This window comes from Kaistia defluvii (assembly GCF_040548815.1).
In the GTDB taxonomy this organism is placed as follows: Bacteria; Pseudomonadota; Alphaproteobacteria; order Rhizobiales; family Kaistiaceae; genus Kaistia; species Kaistia defluvii_A.
Map to the genome: position 1 here is coordinate 1,460,992 of NZ_JBEPSM010000001.1, position 14,925 is coordinate 1,475,916.

General features: G+C 63.3%; 15 protein-coding genes. 3 read left to right on the forward strand and 12 right to left on the reverse strand.

From position 1 onward, the window contains the following. Positions 1-23 precede the first annotated feature (23 nt). Genes ABIE08_RS06840 through ABIE08_RS06850 form a run of 3 tightly spaced genes read right to left on the reverse strand, consistent with a single transcriptional unit; the run spans position 24 to position 2,825 of the window. Positions 24-344: an NIPSNAP family protein gene (locus ABIE08_RS06840; RefSeq protein WP_266332747.1), complete on the reverse strand. Its 321-nt coding sequence runs from the start codon at positions 342-344 to the stop codon at positions 24-26. Next, a complete protein-coding gene (locus ABIE08_RS06845; protein WP_354551605.1) occupies positions 341-1,972 on the reverse strand; it encodes a GMC family oxidoreductase in 1,632 nt (543 codons plus the stop codon). Before ABIE08_RS06845 ends, ABIE08_RS06840 begins: the two co-directional genes overlap by 4 nt. Position 1,973: 1 nt before the next feature. Beyond that, positions 1,974-2,825 (reverse strand): uracil-DNA glycosylase, encoded by an 852-nt coding sequence (locus ABIE08_RS06850; protein ID WP_354549743.1) that lies wholly within the window; start codon positions 2,823-2,825, stop codon positions 1,974-1,976. A gap of 298 nt (positions 2,826-3,123) precedes the next feature. Here ABIE08_RS06850 and ABIE08_RS06855 point away from each other — a divergent pair, with 298 nt between their 5' ends. Next, positions 3,124-3,717: a TetR/AcrR family transcriptional regulator gene (locus ABIE08_RS06855; protein ID WP_354549745.1), complete on the forward strand. Its 594-nt coding sequence runs from the start codon at positions 3,124-3,126 to the stop codon at positions 3,715-3,717. Here the strand turns inward: ABIE08_RS06855 and ABIE08_RS06860 are convergent. The 4 genes from ABIE08_RS06860 to ABIE08_RS06875 all read right to left on the reverse strand — a co-directional run bounded on the left by ABIE08_RS06860 (position 3,714) and on the right by ABIE08_RS06875 (position 6,767). Beyond that, positions 3,714-3,932: an EAL domain-containing protein gene (locus tag ABIE08_RS06860; RefSeq protein ID WP_354549747.1), complete on the reverse strand. Its 219-nt coding sequence runs from the start codon at positions 3,930-3,932 to the stop codon at positions 3,714-3,716. The genes ABIE08_RS06855 and ABIE08_RS06860 overlap by 4 nt on opposite strands. Positions 3,933-3,945: 13 nt before the next feature. Continuing rightward, complete coding sequence (locus tag ABIE08_RS06865; protein WP_354549749.1) at positions 3,946-4,941, reverse strand: pyridoxamine 5'-phosphate oxidase family protein; 996 nt, start codon at positions 4,939-4,941, stop codon at positions 3,946-3,948. A 138-nt stretch (positions 4,942-5,079) separates the two neighbouring features. Beyond that, complete coding sequence (locus tag ABIE08_RS06870; RefSeq protein WP_354549751.1) at positions 5,080-5,544, reverse strand: flavodoxin family protein; 465 nt, start codon at positions 5,542-5,544, stop codon at positions 5,080-5,082. Then, a complete protein-coding gene (locus tag ABIE08_RS06875; protein ID WP_354549753.1) occupies positions 5,541-6,767 on the reverse strand; it encodes an FAD-dependent oxidoreductase in 1,227 nt (408 codons plus the stop codon). Before ABIE08_RS06875 ends, ABIE08_RS06870 begins: the two co-directional genes overlap by 4 nt. A gap of 208 nt (positions 6,768-6,975) precedes the next feature. Here ABIE08_RS06875 and ABIE08_RS06880 point away from each other — a divergent pair, with 208 nt between their 5' ends. Next, positions 6,976-7,824: an AraC family transcriptional regulator gene (locus ABIE08_RS06880; RefSeq protein ID WP_354551607.1), complete on the forward strand. Its 849-nt coding sequence runs from the start codon at positions 6,976-6,978 to the stop codon at positions 7,822-7,824. A 250-nt stretch (positions 7,825-8,074) separates the two neighbouring features. Here the strand turns inward: ABIE08_RS06880 and ABIE08_RS06885 are convergent, their stop codons facing one another. The 5 genes from ABIE08_RS06885 to ABIE08_RS06905 all read right to left on the reverse strand — a co-directional run bounded on the left by ABIE08_RS06885 (position 8,075) and on the right by ABIE08_RS06905 (position 13,858). Next, complete coding sequence (locus ABIE08_RS06885) at positions 8,075-9,070, reverse strand: ABC transporter permease (protein ID WP_354549754.1); 996 nt, start codon at positions 9,068-9,070, stop codon at positions 8,075-8,077. After that, positions 9,067-10,080: an ABC transporter permease gene (locus tag ABIE08_RS06890; protein ID WP_354549756.1), complete on the reverse strand. Its 1,014-nt coding sequence runs from the start codon at positions 10,078-10,080 to the stop codon at positions 9,067-9,069. Before ABIE08_RS06890 ends, ABIE08_RS06885 begins: the two co-directional genes overlap by 4 nt. After that, complete coding sequence (locus ABIE08_RS06895; RefSeq protein WP_354549758.1) at positions 10,077-11,570, reverse strand: sugar ABC transporter ATP-binding protein; 1,494 nt, start codon at positions 11,568-11,570, stop codon at positions 10,077-10,079. Before ABIE08_RS06895 ends, ABIE08_RS06890 begins: the two co-directional genes overlap by 4 nt. A 74-nt stretch (positions 11,571-11,644) precedes the next feature. Further along, positions 11,645-12,673: a sugar ABC transporter substrate-binding protein gene (locus ABIE08_RS06900; RefSeq protein ID WP_354549760.1), complete on the reverse strand. Its 1,029-nt coding sequence runs from the start codon at positions 12,671-12,673 to the stop codon at positions 11,645-11,647. Positions 12,674-12,745: 72 nt separating this feature from the next. Continuing rightward, the gene (locus tag ABIE08_RS06905; protein ID WP_354549762.1) at positions 12,746-13,858 is read right to left on the reverse strand and encodes an iron-containing alcohol dehydrogenase; all 1,113 of its coding nucleotides are present in this window, start codon (positions 13,856-13,858) and stop codon (positions 12,746-12,748) included. Positions 13,859-14,223: 365 nt separating this feature from the next. Here ABIE08_RS06905 and ABIE08_RS06910 point away from each other — a divergent pair, with 365 nt between their 5' ends. Next, positions 14,224-14,916 carry a GntR family transcriptional regulator gene (locus tag ABIE08_RS06910; protein WP_354549764.1) on the forward strand — a complete coding sequence of 231 codons (693 nt, stop codon included), beginning with the start codon at positions 14,224-14,226 and terminating at the stop codon, positions 14,914-14,916. Positions 14,917-14,925: the final 9 nt, after the last annotated feature.

Below are 14,925 nucleotides of genomic sequence, written 5' to 3' on the forward strand. Positions count from 1 at the left end.
ATGCCTGTCGGCACCCGCATGCCTTATGCGCCGGGCGAAAACGGTGCCGGGTTCATGATCATCACATCCTGCGTCTGAATGGCGTCGAGCGCCCAGACGCCGGCGATGAATGCCTGCCATTCGGGGTCGGCATACATGGCGGCGCGCCGCGCTTCGCGGTCGGCGAGACTGTCGTAGCGCCACATCAGGACCGTGGTGTGCAAATGCCCGATCTCGCTGACGAAGAGGCCGAGAAACGTGTTGAGGTGCCGCTTCTGGATCGGCAGACCCTCCGCTTCATACTTCTTGAGCCAGCCATCGACCGTGCCGGGCTTGAAGGTATAGGTACGGTGTTCGACGATCACTGGTGGGCCTCCTTGAGAATGAATTCAGCGGCGCGCTCCCCGATCATGATCGCCGGAGCATTGGTGTTACCGCTGGAGATGATGGGCATGATGGAAGCGTCTGCCACGCGCAGGCCTTCCACGCCGTGAACTTTCAGCTGCGCATCGACGACGGCCATCGGATCGGTGCCCATCTTGCAGGTGCCGACGGGATGGAACGTTGTCATGGCATTGGCGCGTAGCCATTGGGTCAGTTCGGCATCGGTCTCGACAGCCGGGCCGGGAGCGAGCTCCTTGCCGCGATACTTGTCGAACGCCTTCTGCTGGATCACCTCCCGCGTCATGCGGATGGCGTTGATCATCGTGCGGATGTCGAACTCGGTTTGCAGGTAGTTGGCGTTGATGCGGGGGCGATCCATCGGATCGGCCGAGCGCAAACGGATCTCGCCACGGCTTTCCGGATTGACCGGCCCCACCCGCAGGGAGAAGCCATGATTGGCCTCGACGCGTTCTTTCTTGAAAGGGTTCGGAAAGTGGAGGTTGGCAGTCTTTTCCAGTGCCGGCATGAAATGAAGCTGGATGTCCGGCGCCGCGAGATCGCCGCGTGACTTGACGAAGGCGCCGGCCTCATACGGGAAGGTCGTGGTGATACCTTCGCCGAACAGCATGCCCTGGATGACGGACCAGGTCAGCTTGTCGGCGCGCAGATCGGAATAGAGCGTCACCGGCTCGCGGCACTCATAGGCCATGACGCAATCGACATGGTCCTGAAGGTTCTTGCCGACACCCGGCAGGTCCTTCACGACCTTGATGTTGTGTTCAGCCAGTTCATCAGCGGGGCCGATGCCCGACAGCATGAGGATCTGCGGCGAGTTGACGACACCGGCGGACAGGATCACCTCCCGATCCGCATGCACCCTGGTGATATTGCCCTTCCGGCTGAACTCGACGCCGATGGCGCGGCCATTTTCGATCAGGATGCGCTGGGTGTGGGCACGGGTGATGATCGTCAGGTTCGGGCGCTTCTTGGCCGGACGCAGGAAGGCATAGGCGGCCGAGCAGCGCTTGCCCTTTGTAATGGTGAAGTCGTAGCGGCCAAAACCTTCTTGGTCTTCGCCGTTGAAATCGTCGTTCAGCGGATAGCCGGCCTGCCCACCGGCCTCGTTGAAGACGTCCAGCAGCCCGTTCCAGCCGCGGGCGCGGCAGACGGTCAGTTCGCCTTCGGTGTTGTGATACTCATCCTTGCGCTGCGCATGGGTTTCGGAGCGCAGGAAGGCCGGAAGCACCTCGTCATACGACCATCCCTTCGCGCCCATTTGGGCCCAGCGATCATAGTCGTGCCGGTTGCCGCGCACGTAGATCATGCCGTTGATGGTCGAGGTGCCCCCCAGCACCTTTCCCCGCGGCCAGTACAGCGAGCGATCGTTGAGATGCGGTTCGGGCTCGGTGTGATAGTGCCAGTTGTAGATGCCGGAATGAAACAGCTTGCCCATCAGCATGGGCAGCCGAAACAGCGGATTGAGGTCGCGCCCGCCAGCTTCCAGCAACAGCACCTTGTTGGCCGGATCCGCCGAAAGTCGGTTGGCAAGAACACAGCCTGCCGAACCGGCACCGATGATGATGTAATCGAATGTCTTCGTTGCGGCCATGTTACCAAGCGATGGGTCGAGCACCCATCTCCTCCAGAAAATCGTTGCAGAGAACCAGCGGATTGGGGCGGCGGAGCACGTCGTCGGCGCGCGCCGGATGGTCGCGAAGGATGCAGCGCACATGGCCGCCAGCGGTTTCGTCGATGCCAGCCATGGCAAGCGCCTGCGCGGCCGCGTCGCCAAACCCCAAAAACACCAGCGGCTTTTCGCGCGCGGCGAGGACCCGCAGGGTTTCGACGATCAAGGGCCGCCAGAGAACGAGGTGACCTTGCGATTGATGGGCGTCGATATCGACTTTGAAGCGCGTCAGCGTCAGCGAAGCATTCAGCAGCAAGGCACCTTCGGAAACCCAGCGATCGGCAATATCGGACGGAGCTTCAAGCGGGACCGCCCCGCTCTCTATGGCCGCCAGCGTCTTCGGCCAGTCGCCGAAATCGCGCGCATAGGACGGATCCCCCTTGCGCGCGGCCACGATCAACTGCGTGTAGGCGCGAATGCTCTTGGAGAACATCTTGTCGAGTTCGTTCCAACCCGCGAGGTTTCCCGCCTCGAAGGCCCGTCCGGTCGCGAAGCCCGGCTCCGGATAGGGATCCTGGCCGAGCACGACACACGTCACGTCGTCCGGAGAAATCCCGTCGAACGCGCGCAGGCAATGGGTGCCGGCCGGCATTCCCGGGAAGTGCTTTCCACGGCGGACGGGGAAGATCGGCTCCCAGACTTCAAGCTCCAGTTCGGGCGCCATCCCCTCGAAATCGAGCGCGACCTGTCCGAGCAAAGCACGCCATGGCGCATCCAGATCGTCGCGCCAATCCGCCAGAAACTCCTGCATCGCAGCCCGTAACGGCATTGCCATTCGCACCCTCCCCAAGGCGGCGGTCGCAGGTCGTTTTCAGGAACCTGACCGTTTTGTCAGCTTTTTATGAAAAGAAGTTGACCATATTGTCAACTTCTTTTTTATTGGTGCTTCGATTCCCAAGGTCCCCTACGGTTGCAGGGTTGGACCGGGGATGGTTATGCGCGAAGGTCCGGGCGCTCGATCCGGAAAAAGATGTTTAGCGACAACGGGATACCCAATGGCTGAGCCCAGCAGATCGATTGAATTGGAGGCTGCGGTTCCGGAGGCTTCGGACGAGCCGATCCGAGCGCGAAACGTGCTGAAGATCCTCACGGCCGCGGTGGAGATTTTCTCCCGCAAGGGCCTTGATGGCGCGCGGATTGTGGAAATCGCGAAGGCTTCCGGCCTGCCAAAGGGCAACGTCTATTATTATTTCTCGTCCAAGGAAGAGATCTACAATGCGGCGATCGACCAGCTGATCCATAGCTGGGACGATGCATTCCGACACATCTCGGCAGATCGCGACCCGGCCGAAGCGATCGAAGCCTATGTTCGCGCCAAGCTGGATCACGCATGGCAAAATGCGGCCGAGACGCGCCTATTTGCCAATGAGATCCTGCAAGGCGCGGAGCATCTGTCTCTGGACGCACGCGAACACATGCGGCGGGTCACGGCGGAAAAGGCGGGGGTGCTAGATGCGTGGGCCGCGGCCGGCAAGATCGTGCCGGTCGATGCGCGGCATCTGTTCATCCTGCTCTGGTCCGCGACGCAATTCTATGTCGAGTTCGAGGCCCTTGCCTGCGATGCGCTGGATGTCCGCGAACTCTCGGAAGCCGACCGCGCGAAAGCCGCCAAGACGATCACCGAAACCATCCTGCGCGGCCTCCTGGCGAACCGCCCCGAAGCTTAGGTCACAAGAGAGCCAAAACGAGCGGACTTTCCGAGCAGCTTTTCGAACTGGACCGGGTCCATCGGCGCAGCGAACAGATAGCCCTGCCCCACCGAACAGCCCAAGGCCTGCATCAGCTGGCGCTCTTCCTCCGTCTCGATTCCTTCCGCGACGATGCGAATATCCAGCGCTGCGCCGAGCTTGACGACACTTTCGACGATGATGCGCTTCGCCACGTTGAGAGCGATCTCAGTAGAGGTTTTTCTTGTAGTCCTTGGCCATCTCGCGCTCCACGAGGCCGGGCACGGACATGATAGCGCCCGCCAGTTTCGCGCCGACGCCCTTCCCCAGCCTCAAGTGGCCTGCCGCGATCTTGCCCGCGTTGAGGCCGCCGGGCGCTGCTGGTGCCGGCCAGGGCGAAGCGCGCACCAGCGCCCGGCTCTCCTGCTGATCGACGAGCATCTTGTCGACCACAGTCACCAAATCCGGCACTTTCTCGCCGACCGCGAAGCGTTCCCGTTCGGCGAGATCGTCCGTGATGCGCGCCTCGCCTTTGACGACCGCGATCCGATGAGCGCCGGGAACCAGCAGGGCAAGCGCTACGTTTGGCTGATCGATGATGTTTCGGAAGCTGTCGATCCTTCGGTTTCCGGGACGATCGGCAAAACGGAGTGTTTCGCCCTCTATACGCACCATCAAGCCGGCCGGGTCGCCCTTGGGACTCAGGTCGGCCCGGGATTGCGGGTCGCAGGTCGCCAGCCCCATGAAACGGCAATGCGCAGCGAGATGCTCGGCTGAAGAAAACGCGGCTTCCATAGGCGATGCCGACCAGAAGTCCGAGCGGATCAGCGCCTTGCCGCAATGGATGTAGCATTCCTCGACGGCGACATGGACTTCGCTGCCATCATTCGACGCCACACGCCCCTTGACGCGCATCACCTCGTTGAGCGAGGGCACCAGAAAGACCGATCCGAACCCGGCGCCAGGCGAAAAGCGCTCCGGTGCGTCCAGCGCATGGGAAGGTAGGCAGAGCGTGGCCCTTTCTCCCCGAGCCCAGCCCGGCATATCGCCGCCCAGCACGATCTCGAGACGTTCCCCTTCCGCAATCGACGCCATCATGAGGGTGGACGCCGCGAGCCACGCCATCGCCCCCGCATCGAGATGATCAATGGTTTTCGCCAGCACCATCCCCGGCGGGCTTCCGAATTGCTCCTGCAACTGCTCGCGGGTCGTCAGGCCGGCCATGCTCGTGCCCCTTCATGCGGCCGCTTCCGATACGGCACAGGTTGGATCGGATCGAAGGCGCGTACTGTCGCTTCGACTGCTTCGCCTCGACCACAATAGGGACGGGCAGCAGCGCGATTCCCGAGATACGCCAGCATGTTATGCGTTCTCCCCAATCAGGTGGCCCGCTTCGTTCAGCACGGCAAACGCCCATTCGCAGGCGAGTTGAACCGGATCGTCCTGGCTGGAAGCGTCATACCGCCCGTAGAGACCAACCCGCTCGGCGCCCGCGGCGCGAAGATGCTCATCGATGATTTCGCTACCGCGCGCGTAATGGTCATAGCTGTGGTCGCCAAGGCCGAACATCGCGTACCGAAGGCCGCGTAGATCCGGCGGATCGCGATCGAGCGCCGCGGCGAACGGGACGGCGCCGCTTGGGAGTACGCCCTCCCCATGCGTCGAGCAGATGACGAGATGGAAATCGCCCGGCGATAGCTCCATCGGGTCCGTTTCGCTCATGTCGTGTTTAACGACCGGAAAGCGGTTGCCGATTGCCTCTGCGACTTCATCAGCAAGGAGTTCGGCATTGCCGCTCTCCGTACCGAAAAGGATGATGATCTTCATTTGGACGTTCCCCTGGCAGGCGCGACGGCCAAGTTGGCGTCCTGGCCAACCGCGTAGAGTGTCTCGATATCGGAGATCTTCAGCCGGACGCGCTGCTCGACAGCCTGAGCGCGTTCGTACGCGTCGATCCGGCGCCAACCGGCGAAGTTGGTCGTGCGTCCCGCCGGCAAGGCCGCGCATCCCGGGCGACCAGGCTGGATCAGCCCGGAACGCAGATCCCTGGCAATTTCCAGGGCCAGTTGTTTCGACAAGGTTCTCTGCGCCGGGATCGTCCCTTGCGGCCCCGTCCTCAACCAGCCCGTCCGATACACGCGCGGCGGAACCGTCTCGACAGGCCGAGGCTCGAAGCCGATCGCGGTCAACACCGTATCGACGGGAAGATCCTTGCGCAGGCCCGTGTGGCTGCGGATGCGAATTCCTTCGACCCTGTCTCGCCCGAGGACCTGTTCGACGACACAGGCGAAATGGAGGTTGATGCTGAGGTCCGTTGGCTCGGACCGGGCCGCGACAAGCTCGCGCAGCGCATCCGCTTCTGGTGATCCCCGAGACCCGATCGATCCGGTCAGCACCTGAAAACGAGGTCGCTTCAGGCTGGCGAGTTCCCGCAGCATCGCCGCATCCCAGCGCGCCTCCACTGCGTCGGAACGGGATATCAGATGAACCTCCGTGACGGGGCGCGGAAGGATTTGGTGCAAGAGCGCGTCGTCCATGTCGGACCCGTCCCATTCGACTGACGTCTTGGACAGAAGCCGCAGCAGATCGGCGGCCACGTTGCCGGATCCCACGATCCCGACGCGCGGCAGAACCACCGGCAGTTCCGCCCCGGCTTCCGGATGGGAGTTCAAGGCGCGGGTCAGGCGACCAGCGCCGATCACGCCTTCGAGCGTTTCGCCTTCCACGCCAAGCCGGCGATCGTCGGGTGCGCCGGTCGCGAGAACAACGACATCGAATATGGACCGGAGCCGATCGAGATCCACATCGCGGCCATAGTCCAACCCTCCGACGAACTCGACATTGGGACGGGAAAAGAGCCGCTCGAATTGATGCTGCACGGCCTTGGTACCCTGATGATCGGCGGCGACCCCATAGCGCAGCAACCCGAAGGGAACCGGCAGACGATCAAGAATGGTTATCTCCGCGTCCATGAAGTCCTTGCTCAGGGCCTGCGCGGCGAAGCAGCCGGCCGGACCGGCGCCGACGATGCCGATAGAGAGCGGGCTCACAACGCGTCTGCCTCATGCTGCTCGCGCGTCTTACCCGTGCCGACCGGCCTCAACCTTCCCAACGGCATGGCGACGTCACCCTGCTGATTTCCTCGTCGAGGGCGGGATGCCCTCAATGCTCGTTGGAACATATGGACAGCGCCTCTTGGCGTCATTACGAAGCCTGGACAATCCATTTCGACTTATCGCCAGAACGATGGTGTCGATCATGCCTTTCTTGAGCAGCCCTTCGCGGAATCCGGATTGGACCGAACCAGACGATGTTCCGCGTCGGTTGGTCACCTATGGCATCGCCTCCGAGGCGTTCGGTGACTTCGAGTTGGCCCCGCATTCCCACGCCAAGAGCCAGCTCATCATGGTCCAAAGCGGCGCATTGAGTTGCGAGACGGAAAACGGCTTATGGATCGTCCCTCCCCGCAGCGCGATCTGGATTCCGGGCGGCACGCTCCACACCGTCAAGGTTACAGGCGCATTGGAGGGCTACGGCGCGTTCGTCGCGCCTGAAGCGGATGCGCCGTTGCCGACGGCCTGCTGCACGGTTGCCGTCACGCCGCTGTTGCGAGAACTCCTGATCCGCGCCGCGCATCTGCCGCTGCTCTACGAGGAAGGCGGCGCCGGGTCTCGGCTCGTCGCCGTGCTTCTCGACGAACTGGCCGAAGCCCAGGTCGAAGACCTGCACCTGCCCATGCCGGCCAATCTCCGCCTTCGGCGGGTTATCGACCGCATGATGGCAATGCCGGCCGAGCGCGGCACGCTGGAGACATGGGCGGATCGCGCCGGCATGAGCACCAGGACTTTCGAGCGGCAGTTCCGTCGCGAGGTGGGTATGAGTTTCGGGCGATGGCGCCAGCAGCTCGTAGTGGTCCTGGCGGTCCGATGGCTTGCCGGCGGCGCCTCGATCCAACAGGTCTCATCGGACCTCGGCTATCAGAACGTGCCGACATTCGTGACCATGTTTCGCAAGGCGCTCGGAATCTCCCCCGGCCGCTACATGGCGGAACGTTACCCGGCGAAGGATGCCATGCGCACACGCCAGATATCGGCGGGACTTGGCTGAACTGCCAGCCATCTCCCATGGGGGGAATGGCCCGCCTCGCAGACAATCACAGTCACGGTTCGCCGTAACATGGCTGCGTCCCACCCCGCTGCGCGAGGCTGGCCAAACTATATCGCGATCCCACCATCCGCGGCCCCGCCCTCCTAAGGCTCGGGCCGGTGCCTCGAACCGCAGCGGAACCAGACTGGGGTCGGATGTCTGTCAGCGGGCTGCCACGTCGGATCGAGCTCTCGGGATCGTCCGTCCAAGGTCAGAGGTGGGCGCGGGTCTTGCGGCGGGTCCAGACGACAAGTGCGACGCCCGTGATCAGGAGGGCTGCCCGCACGATCTGACGCTGCGAATCCGTCCAGCCGAGCAGCGCTGCGCCGCTGAGAAGCGACGCCAGCAGCAACACGCTGACGAGGGTACCCGTGACGTTGGGCTTGCCCATCTTGAGCGCCATGCCGCCCAGAAGCACCGCCGTCAGCCCGTCGATGAAATAGGACGCGCCGATATAGGGCTGGCCGGAGGAGAGGTCGGCGGCGAGAAGAACGCCGGCGACCGCGGACAGAACGCCGGAGAGACCATAGAGAAGAAACAGCAGGCGACCGGCCGGAACACCCGCCTCGACCACCGCGTTGCGGTTCTGCTCCATCGCATAGATGTAATGGCCGAAGGTCGTGCGGTCCTGAAGCACCAGGGCGATCCCGTAGAGAGCGATGACGAGGATTGCCAGCACCGGCACGATGCCGACATTGGCATTCAGGACAAGGCCCACGAAGCCGACCGAGTTGAACGGAATCGACGTTCCCTTGCCGATCGCTGCGGCGATCGAGCCAGCGAGCCCACCGGTAGCGATGGTGATGACCAGAGCCGGAAGCCGCATGACGGCGACGAGCAAGCCGTTCAGGCAACCGAAGACGAGACCGAAGAACACCGCCACCGCCGATGCAAGTGGCCAACCGGCTCCCATCTGGATTAGCCCCGCGACGATCATCGTGCCGAGCGCCGCCACCGACATGAACGAGACGTCGATCTCGCCGGCGGCGATGATCCAGGTGAGGCCCAGGAACATGATCGCCGAGATCGAGGCCGTTCGCAGGATGTCGTTGATGTTGGCGGCGCTGGCAAAGCTCGGACGCATCCAGGAAAAGGCCGCGACCAGCGCGATCAGCAGGAAGAACAGACCGTAGCGAACCAGGAAGCGACGCGCATCAAATCCGCCTCGCGACGACCGGGACGCGGTCGAGGATAGAACGGCGCTCATGACCGCACCTCAAGCAAGGATGTGGATGTCGGGGCTTTCCGCGAGCGGCTCGTGCGCACGCGCTTCAGAGCCGCGCTCAACTTGGGATCAAAGGCAGCGATGGCCACGATCAACACGGTCGAAACGATCGCGTCTGAGTAAAAGTACGGCACAGCCATCAAGGTGAAGCCGTTCAGCATCGCCGACATCAGCAGCGTGCCGGCTATGGTAGCCGGCACCGAGGCTGCGCCAAAGAGCGCAGCGCCCAGATAGACGGCGGCATAGGCCGGCATCAGCAACTGGCTGCCGGCGGTGACATTGGCCGCCCCCGACGAAGCGACCAGCAGCGTGATGGCAAGGCAGGACAGCGCGCCGCAGATCGCGAAGGCGGCCAGCACATAGGCCTTCACCCGGATACCGGAATAGACGGCTGAAACCCGGTTCTCGCCCGTCGCGTAAAAGGCGCGGCCGAAGCGCGAACCATGCAGCACCAGCGCCGCGATGGCCGCCGTCAGCGCCAGGATCGCCACCGGCGCGTCGAGGCCGAAATACTTGGCATCGTTCAGGTCGAGAATTCCCGACATGAAGAAGTTTTTCGAGATCGAGGCGCCATTCGAATAGAAATAGGACAGGCCGACCGCGACGCCGCCGGTGGCGATGGTGGCAACGATGTCGGGCAGGCGCAGATATGCGACCGCGATTCCGTTCACGAGGCCGCAGAAAAGACCGACCGCGACCGCTCCGCCGATGCCGAGGCCGACGCCGAACTTGCTGGCGATCAGCCATCCCAGCGTCATGGCTCCGAGCGAGGCGACGCCAGGAAAGGACAAGTCGAACTGGCGCACGACGATCACGAAGGTCAGCCCGAGCGCAGCTAGTCCCTGCACCGCCATATGGCGCAGCAAAGCGTGGATGTTGTTGCCGGAGAGATAGGCCGGCGTCAGGCTCTGGAATATCGCCGCCACCACGGCCAGCAGGACGACGAAGGCGAGGATGCGAAGGAAGATCGGATTTTTTGCGAGCGTTTTCATGCAGCGCGCGCTCCCATAATACCGGCGGAGAGGAGTTGATCGCGACTGACATTCCAGCCGCCGGCGTCGACGGGGCGGCCCTTGTAGAGCGCCATCGCGCGGTCAGCGAGGCCATGCACCTCGTCGCAATCGGACGACATGACAATGACGCCGGCCCGGCGCGAAAGCTCGCGCATGAGCGCATAGAGCTTGGCCCGCGCGCCGATGTCGACGCCGACCGTCGGCTCTACGAAGATGTAGATGTCAGACGCGCGGAACAGGCCCTTGGCGATGACGATCTTCTGCTGGTTGCCGCCGGAAAAGGCGCTGACCGGCCGGTCGAGCTCGAAGGGCTGCAGGTCCACATCGCGCGCCAGGGCTTCCGTGTCACGGCGGTTGCGGCCGAATTTCAGCAGACCACCCAGACGAGAGGCGCGGCCGAGATGGGCGACGGTCGTGTTGAAAACCACGTCCTGCGTCATCGCCAGCCCCTCGGTGCGGCGGTCACCCGGCACCAGGAAGATGCCGGCCTTCAAGGCCTCATGGGGACCGCGAAAGCGAACCGCCCTGCCCTTGACCCGCATCGTCCCTTCATCAGGACGGATCGCACCGAAGAGAGTCTTGGAAAGCTCATCGACGCCCGAGCCGACGAGACCAAAGATGCCGAGGATCTCGCCGCGCCGCAGCTCGAAATCGACGCCGGTGAACAGTCCGCTGCGACCGAGTCCACGGGCCTCCAGAAGCACCTCGCCCTCCGCTTTGCCATCGCGCTCCGGGAACAGGTCGCCGGCCTTTTCGTCGAGCAGCAGTTCCGGAATCGAAACGCCGCGTTTGGTCGCTTCCTGCGAGGTGAAGGTCGCAACGTTGCGCCCGCCTCGAAAAACGGTGAAGCGGTCGGCGATCTCGAAAACCTCCTCCAGCCGATGGGTGATGTAGATGATGGCGATGCCGGCGGTGCGCAGGGAGCGCATCAGTTGAAATAGCGACGCCTTCTCGCGCTCGGTCAGCGTCGAGGTTGGTTCGTCGAGAATGAGGATGCGGGCCTTCTCGTTGCGCAGCGCGTGCAGGATCGCGACAATTTCGCGATCCACCGCCGGCATCTCACCGATGCGCGCTTCAAGGTCGATCTCGATCGGGAAGCGCTGGAGCAGATCGCGCGCCGCAGCGCGCATGGCGGTGCGATCGATGCGGGCGAAAAGACCGGGCTTTCGACCCTCATGCCCGAGAAAGATGTTCTCGACACCGGTGCAGTCGGGGACCAGCTCGGGATGCTGCTGGACGGTAGCGACGCCCGCTTCGATGGCGGCGCGCGGCGATCCGAGTTCGACCGGCTGGCCATCGATCTCGATCGTGCCCTCGTCATGCGTGTAAACGCCCGACAGGATCTTGATCAGAGTCGATTTGCCGGCACCATTGACGCCGAGAAGCGCGTGGATCTCGCCGGCCTCCAGTTCGAAATCCACTCCGTTCAGTGCCTTCACCGGCCCGAAGCGTTTATGGATGCCCAACATCCTCAAAACTCTCGCCATGTATCGCCCTCTTCGAGAATAGGGGCGCGGCGACTGCCAGCCGCCGCGCCGATAGATCAGAGAGCGCGCTGCCAGCCGAGCTTGGCGGCTTCGCCGGGCTGATCGTAGTTGTCCGGGATCTCGATGTCGGCGAGGCTTTCCTGCGTGACCGCGTAGGACGGCGTAATGACGAAGCGCGGCGCCTTGCGTCCGGCGATGACCTCATGGGCGTAGAACGCGTTCATGAAGGCCATCTCGTAGAAGCTCTGCGCCATGGTCAGCGCGAATGGCGAGCCCGCCTGGATGTATTCGAACGACTGCTGGCCGCCGTCGATGCCCGTGATGAAGGTGTCGCGGCCGGCCGCCTTGATAGCGAGCGTGCCCTCCGAGGCCGCGCCGTCCCAGGCACACCAGATCGCGTCCAGTTCCGCGTTGGCAGTCAGGATGTTGTCAACGACCTGGCGTGGCGTCGTCGTACCGCCGAGCGCGAAAGCGATCTCATAGACGACCTGGATGTCCGGGTAGCGGACGAAGACAGATTTGGCACCCAGCGTGCGCTGGTCCCACGATTCATTCGACGGCAGACTGACGAGGGCGACCTTGCCCTTGCCCTTCAGGCGATCGACGATGTACTGCGCGCCATAAGCACCGAGGCCGAAATTGTTCGACATCGCCGTCGAGGTGACGGTGGTGTTCGGCACGTAGCTGTCGCCGCAGAAGATCGGCACGCCGGAAGCAACCGCAGCCTGCACGGCCGGAGCAATCGCGGCCGCGTCGGCCGGGGTGATGAAGATCGCAGCCGGCTTCGACGCCACGAAGGCAGCAATCTGGTCGGCCTGCTTCTTCACGTCATAATTGGCGTCTGCGATGGTCAGCGTGCCGCCAAGGCGGCTGATCGCGTCCTGATATCCGCTGACGATATGGCGGCCGGATTCCCAGACGGTCCAGCCGAGCGAGGCGCAGAACTGCGCATCCTGCGCATAGGCACGGCCTGGACGAGCGAGCGCCGCGGCGACGGTCAGGGCGGCGGCTCCGCTCAGGAAGCCGCGGCGAGACAGGCGCAGGCGGGCAGCCTGCGGGCTGTTGTCTTCTTCGAATGTCGTCATGGTCTCTTCCTCCCAGATTGAGATCGAAATCAGCCTCTCCGGGCCGATGCCGAAGTTCAGATCACCGGCCGCTCAGCGCGACTGGTGCAGCAGATCGAGATATTCTTCGCGGCTGGCGATCCGCGGATTGGTGCCGTGGCAATGATCCTTGAGGGCCTCGCCGGCGACGCGCTCCATCATCGCTTCGGTAACGCCCAAGGCATCAAGTCCGGGCGGCAGGCCGATCGAGGCGGAAAGCTCCACCATCACGACATCCGGTTCGCCGCCGAGAATTTCCGCCAGCACGTCCCACTTCGCGCCGATCACTTCACGGTTGAAGCGCAGTACGGCGGGGGTCAGCACGGCGTTGAGCGTACCGTGATGCAGGTTCAGCTCGCGCACCGCGCCAAGCGGATGGGTCAGCGCATGGACCGCGCCGAGGCCCTTCTGGAACGCCATCGCCCCTTCCAGCGCGCACATCATCATTTCCCAGCGCGCGCGGCGGTCGGAACCGTCGGCCACGGCTTGGCGAATCGATCTCATGCCGCGCTTGAGACCATCAATGGCGATGGCGTCAGCCGGCGGATTGATCGAGGGGGCCATGTAGGTTTCGAGACAGTGCGACAGAGCATCCATGCCGGTCGCCGCCGTCAGATAAGGTGGCAGGCCATAGGTCAGCTCGGGATCGCAGAGCGCCACCGAAGGCAGCATGTGCGGGCTGACGATGCCGAGCTTGCGGCCCTCGGCGGTGATGATGACCGCGGCACGGCCAACCTCGGAGCCGGTGCCCGAGGTGGTGGGCACGGCCACCATCGGACAGATATTGCCGTGGATCTTCGCAGCCCCGCCCTCGACGGCGGTATATTGCGCAAGCGGACCCTCGTGACCGGAAAGCAGCCGCACCGCCTTGGCGAGATCGATCGACGATCCGCCGCCGAGGCCGACAATGCCGTCGCAACCCGCTTCGCGATAGAGATCGGCAGCGGCAAGTACCGCCGTTTCGGTGGGGTTGGCCGGCGTGTCCTGAAAGACCGTCGGACGGGTCGGAAACAGCGCCAAAACCCGGTCTACAAGCCCGGTAGCGACCAGCCCGCGATCGGTGACGATCAGCGGACGCGCGACCTTGAGCCCTTCCAGAATCGACGGAAGCTTCGCCACCGCGCCTTCGTCGAACTCGATACGGGTCAGATAGGTAATCAGGGCCATCGCGGACATGCTCTCGGGTGCTGGAATTCTGGATAAGCAGACCCGCTCGCAGTCCATACGGGCCACGTTCGGTACCACTTCATGTTCGGATTCTGGGGCGCCAGCCGTTCGGGCATGACACATCGTTTGGGGCCGGCGGGATGCCGGCCGATCTCACTCTGTCCTCCGCTTCTCGGCCTCCGTCGAACCATGCGGCTCAACTGGCGACGACAACGACCGGCTTGCCTCCCCCGTCTTGTCGTGCCCGTCGCGAAAACGCGCTTGCTTCGCCAACCGATATATGAGTTATTGAAGCCAGACTAATTCCACGATGTCAACACCCCTCCAAAGTTAGGGGAAACCCAATGAATATCGGGAAAATCCCCTTGAGTTCGCCAAAAATCATCAATGACCGGCCGATCCAAAAGGCCGAGCAGATATATGGGTTACTACGCGAAGCGATCGTTCGCCTTGCCATGGTTCCCGGCGCCGCGATCTCCGAAAAGGAGCTGTGCGCGCAGTTCGGCGTATCGCGGACGCCTGTGCGCGAAGCGCTGAAGCGGCTCGTCGATGAAGATCTCGTCGACGTGTTTCCGCATTCGGGAACCTATGTCAGCAAGATTTCCTACGAGGTGGCGGAAGAAGGCTTCGTCATCCGTCGAGCGCTGGAAATCGAGAGCATTCGCCGGGCGACGCAATTCGTCACCGATCCGCAGATCGCTCGCCTCGATGCGCTGATCGCCGAGATGCGCGACATTCTGCGGCGCGACGCGCTCAGCGATTACATCGTCGTCGACGACGCCTTTCACTCGACCATCGCGGAAATCAGCCGCTATCCGCGGATGTGGAAGTTCATCAATCTGGTCAAGGCGCATCTCGACCGCATGCGCCAACTGAGCGCGCCGGTGCCGGGCCATCTGGCCGAGGTAACGGAACAGCATGCTGCCATCGTCCGCGCCCTGGAGCGGCGAAATGCCGACCAGGCCGAGCTCGCGATGAAGATCCATCTCGATGCGTCCTTCGCCGTGATGAGCGCGATGTACGAAGACGGCAAATTCTTCAAGCCCAAGGGACTTTGATGCTCAATA

Excerpts from the sequence above, each read along its gene's own strand:
- ABIE08_RS06845 (WP_354551605.1), bottom strand. The coding sequence starts at position 1,972 with ATGGCCGCAACGAAGACATTCGATTACATCATCATCGGTGCCGGTTCG.
- ABIE08_RS06850 (WP_354549743.1), bottom strand. The coding sequence starts at position 2,825 with ATGGCAATGCCGTTACGGGCTGCGATGCAGGAGTTTCTGGCGGATTGG.
- ABIE08_RS06865 (WP_354549749.1), bottom strand. The coding sequence starts at position 4,941 with ATGGCCGGCCTGACGACCCGCGAGCAGTTGCAGGAGCAATTCGGAAGC.
- ABIE08_RS06870 (WP_354549751.1), bottom strand. The coding sequence starts at position 5,544 with ATGAAGATCATCATCCTTTTCGGTACGGAGAGCGGCAATGCCGAACTC.
- ABIE08_RS06880 (WP_354551607.1), top strand. The coding sequence starts at position 6,976 with ATGCCTTTCTTGAGCAGCCCTTCGCGGAATCCGGATTGGACCGAACCA.
- ABIE08_RS06885 (WP_354549754.1), bottom strand. The coding sequence starts at position 9,070 with ATGAGCGCCGTTCTATCCTCGACCGCGTCCCGGTCGTCGCGAGGCGGA.
- ABIE08_RS06890 (WP_354549756.1), bottom strand. The coding sequence starts at position 10,080 with ATGAAAACGCTCGCAAAAAATCCGATCTTCCTTCGCATCCTCGCCTTC.
- ABIE08_RS06895 (WP_354549758.1), bottom strand. The coding sequence starts at position 11,570 with ATGTTGGGCATCCATAAACGCTTCGGGCCGGTGAAGGCACTGAACGGA.
- ABIE08_RS06900 (WP_354549760.1), bottom strand. The coding sequence starts at position 12,673 with ATGACGACATTCGAAGAAGACAACAGCCCGCAGGCTGCCCGCCTGCGC.
- ABIE08_RS06905 (WP_354549762.1), bottom strand. The coding sequence starts at position 13,858 with ATGGCCCTGATTACCTATCTGACCCGTATCGAGTTCGACGAAGGCGCG.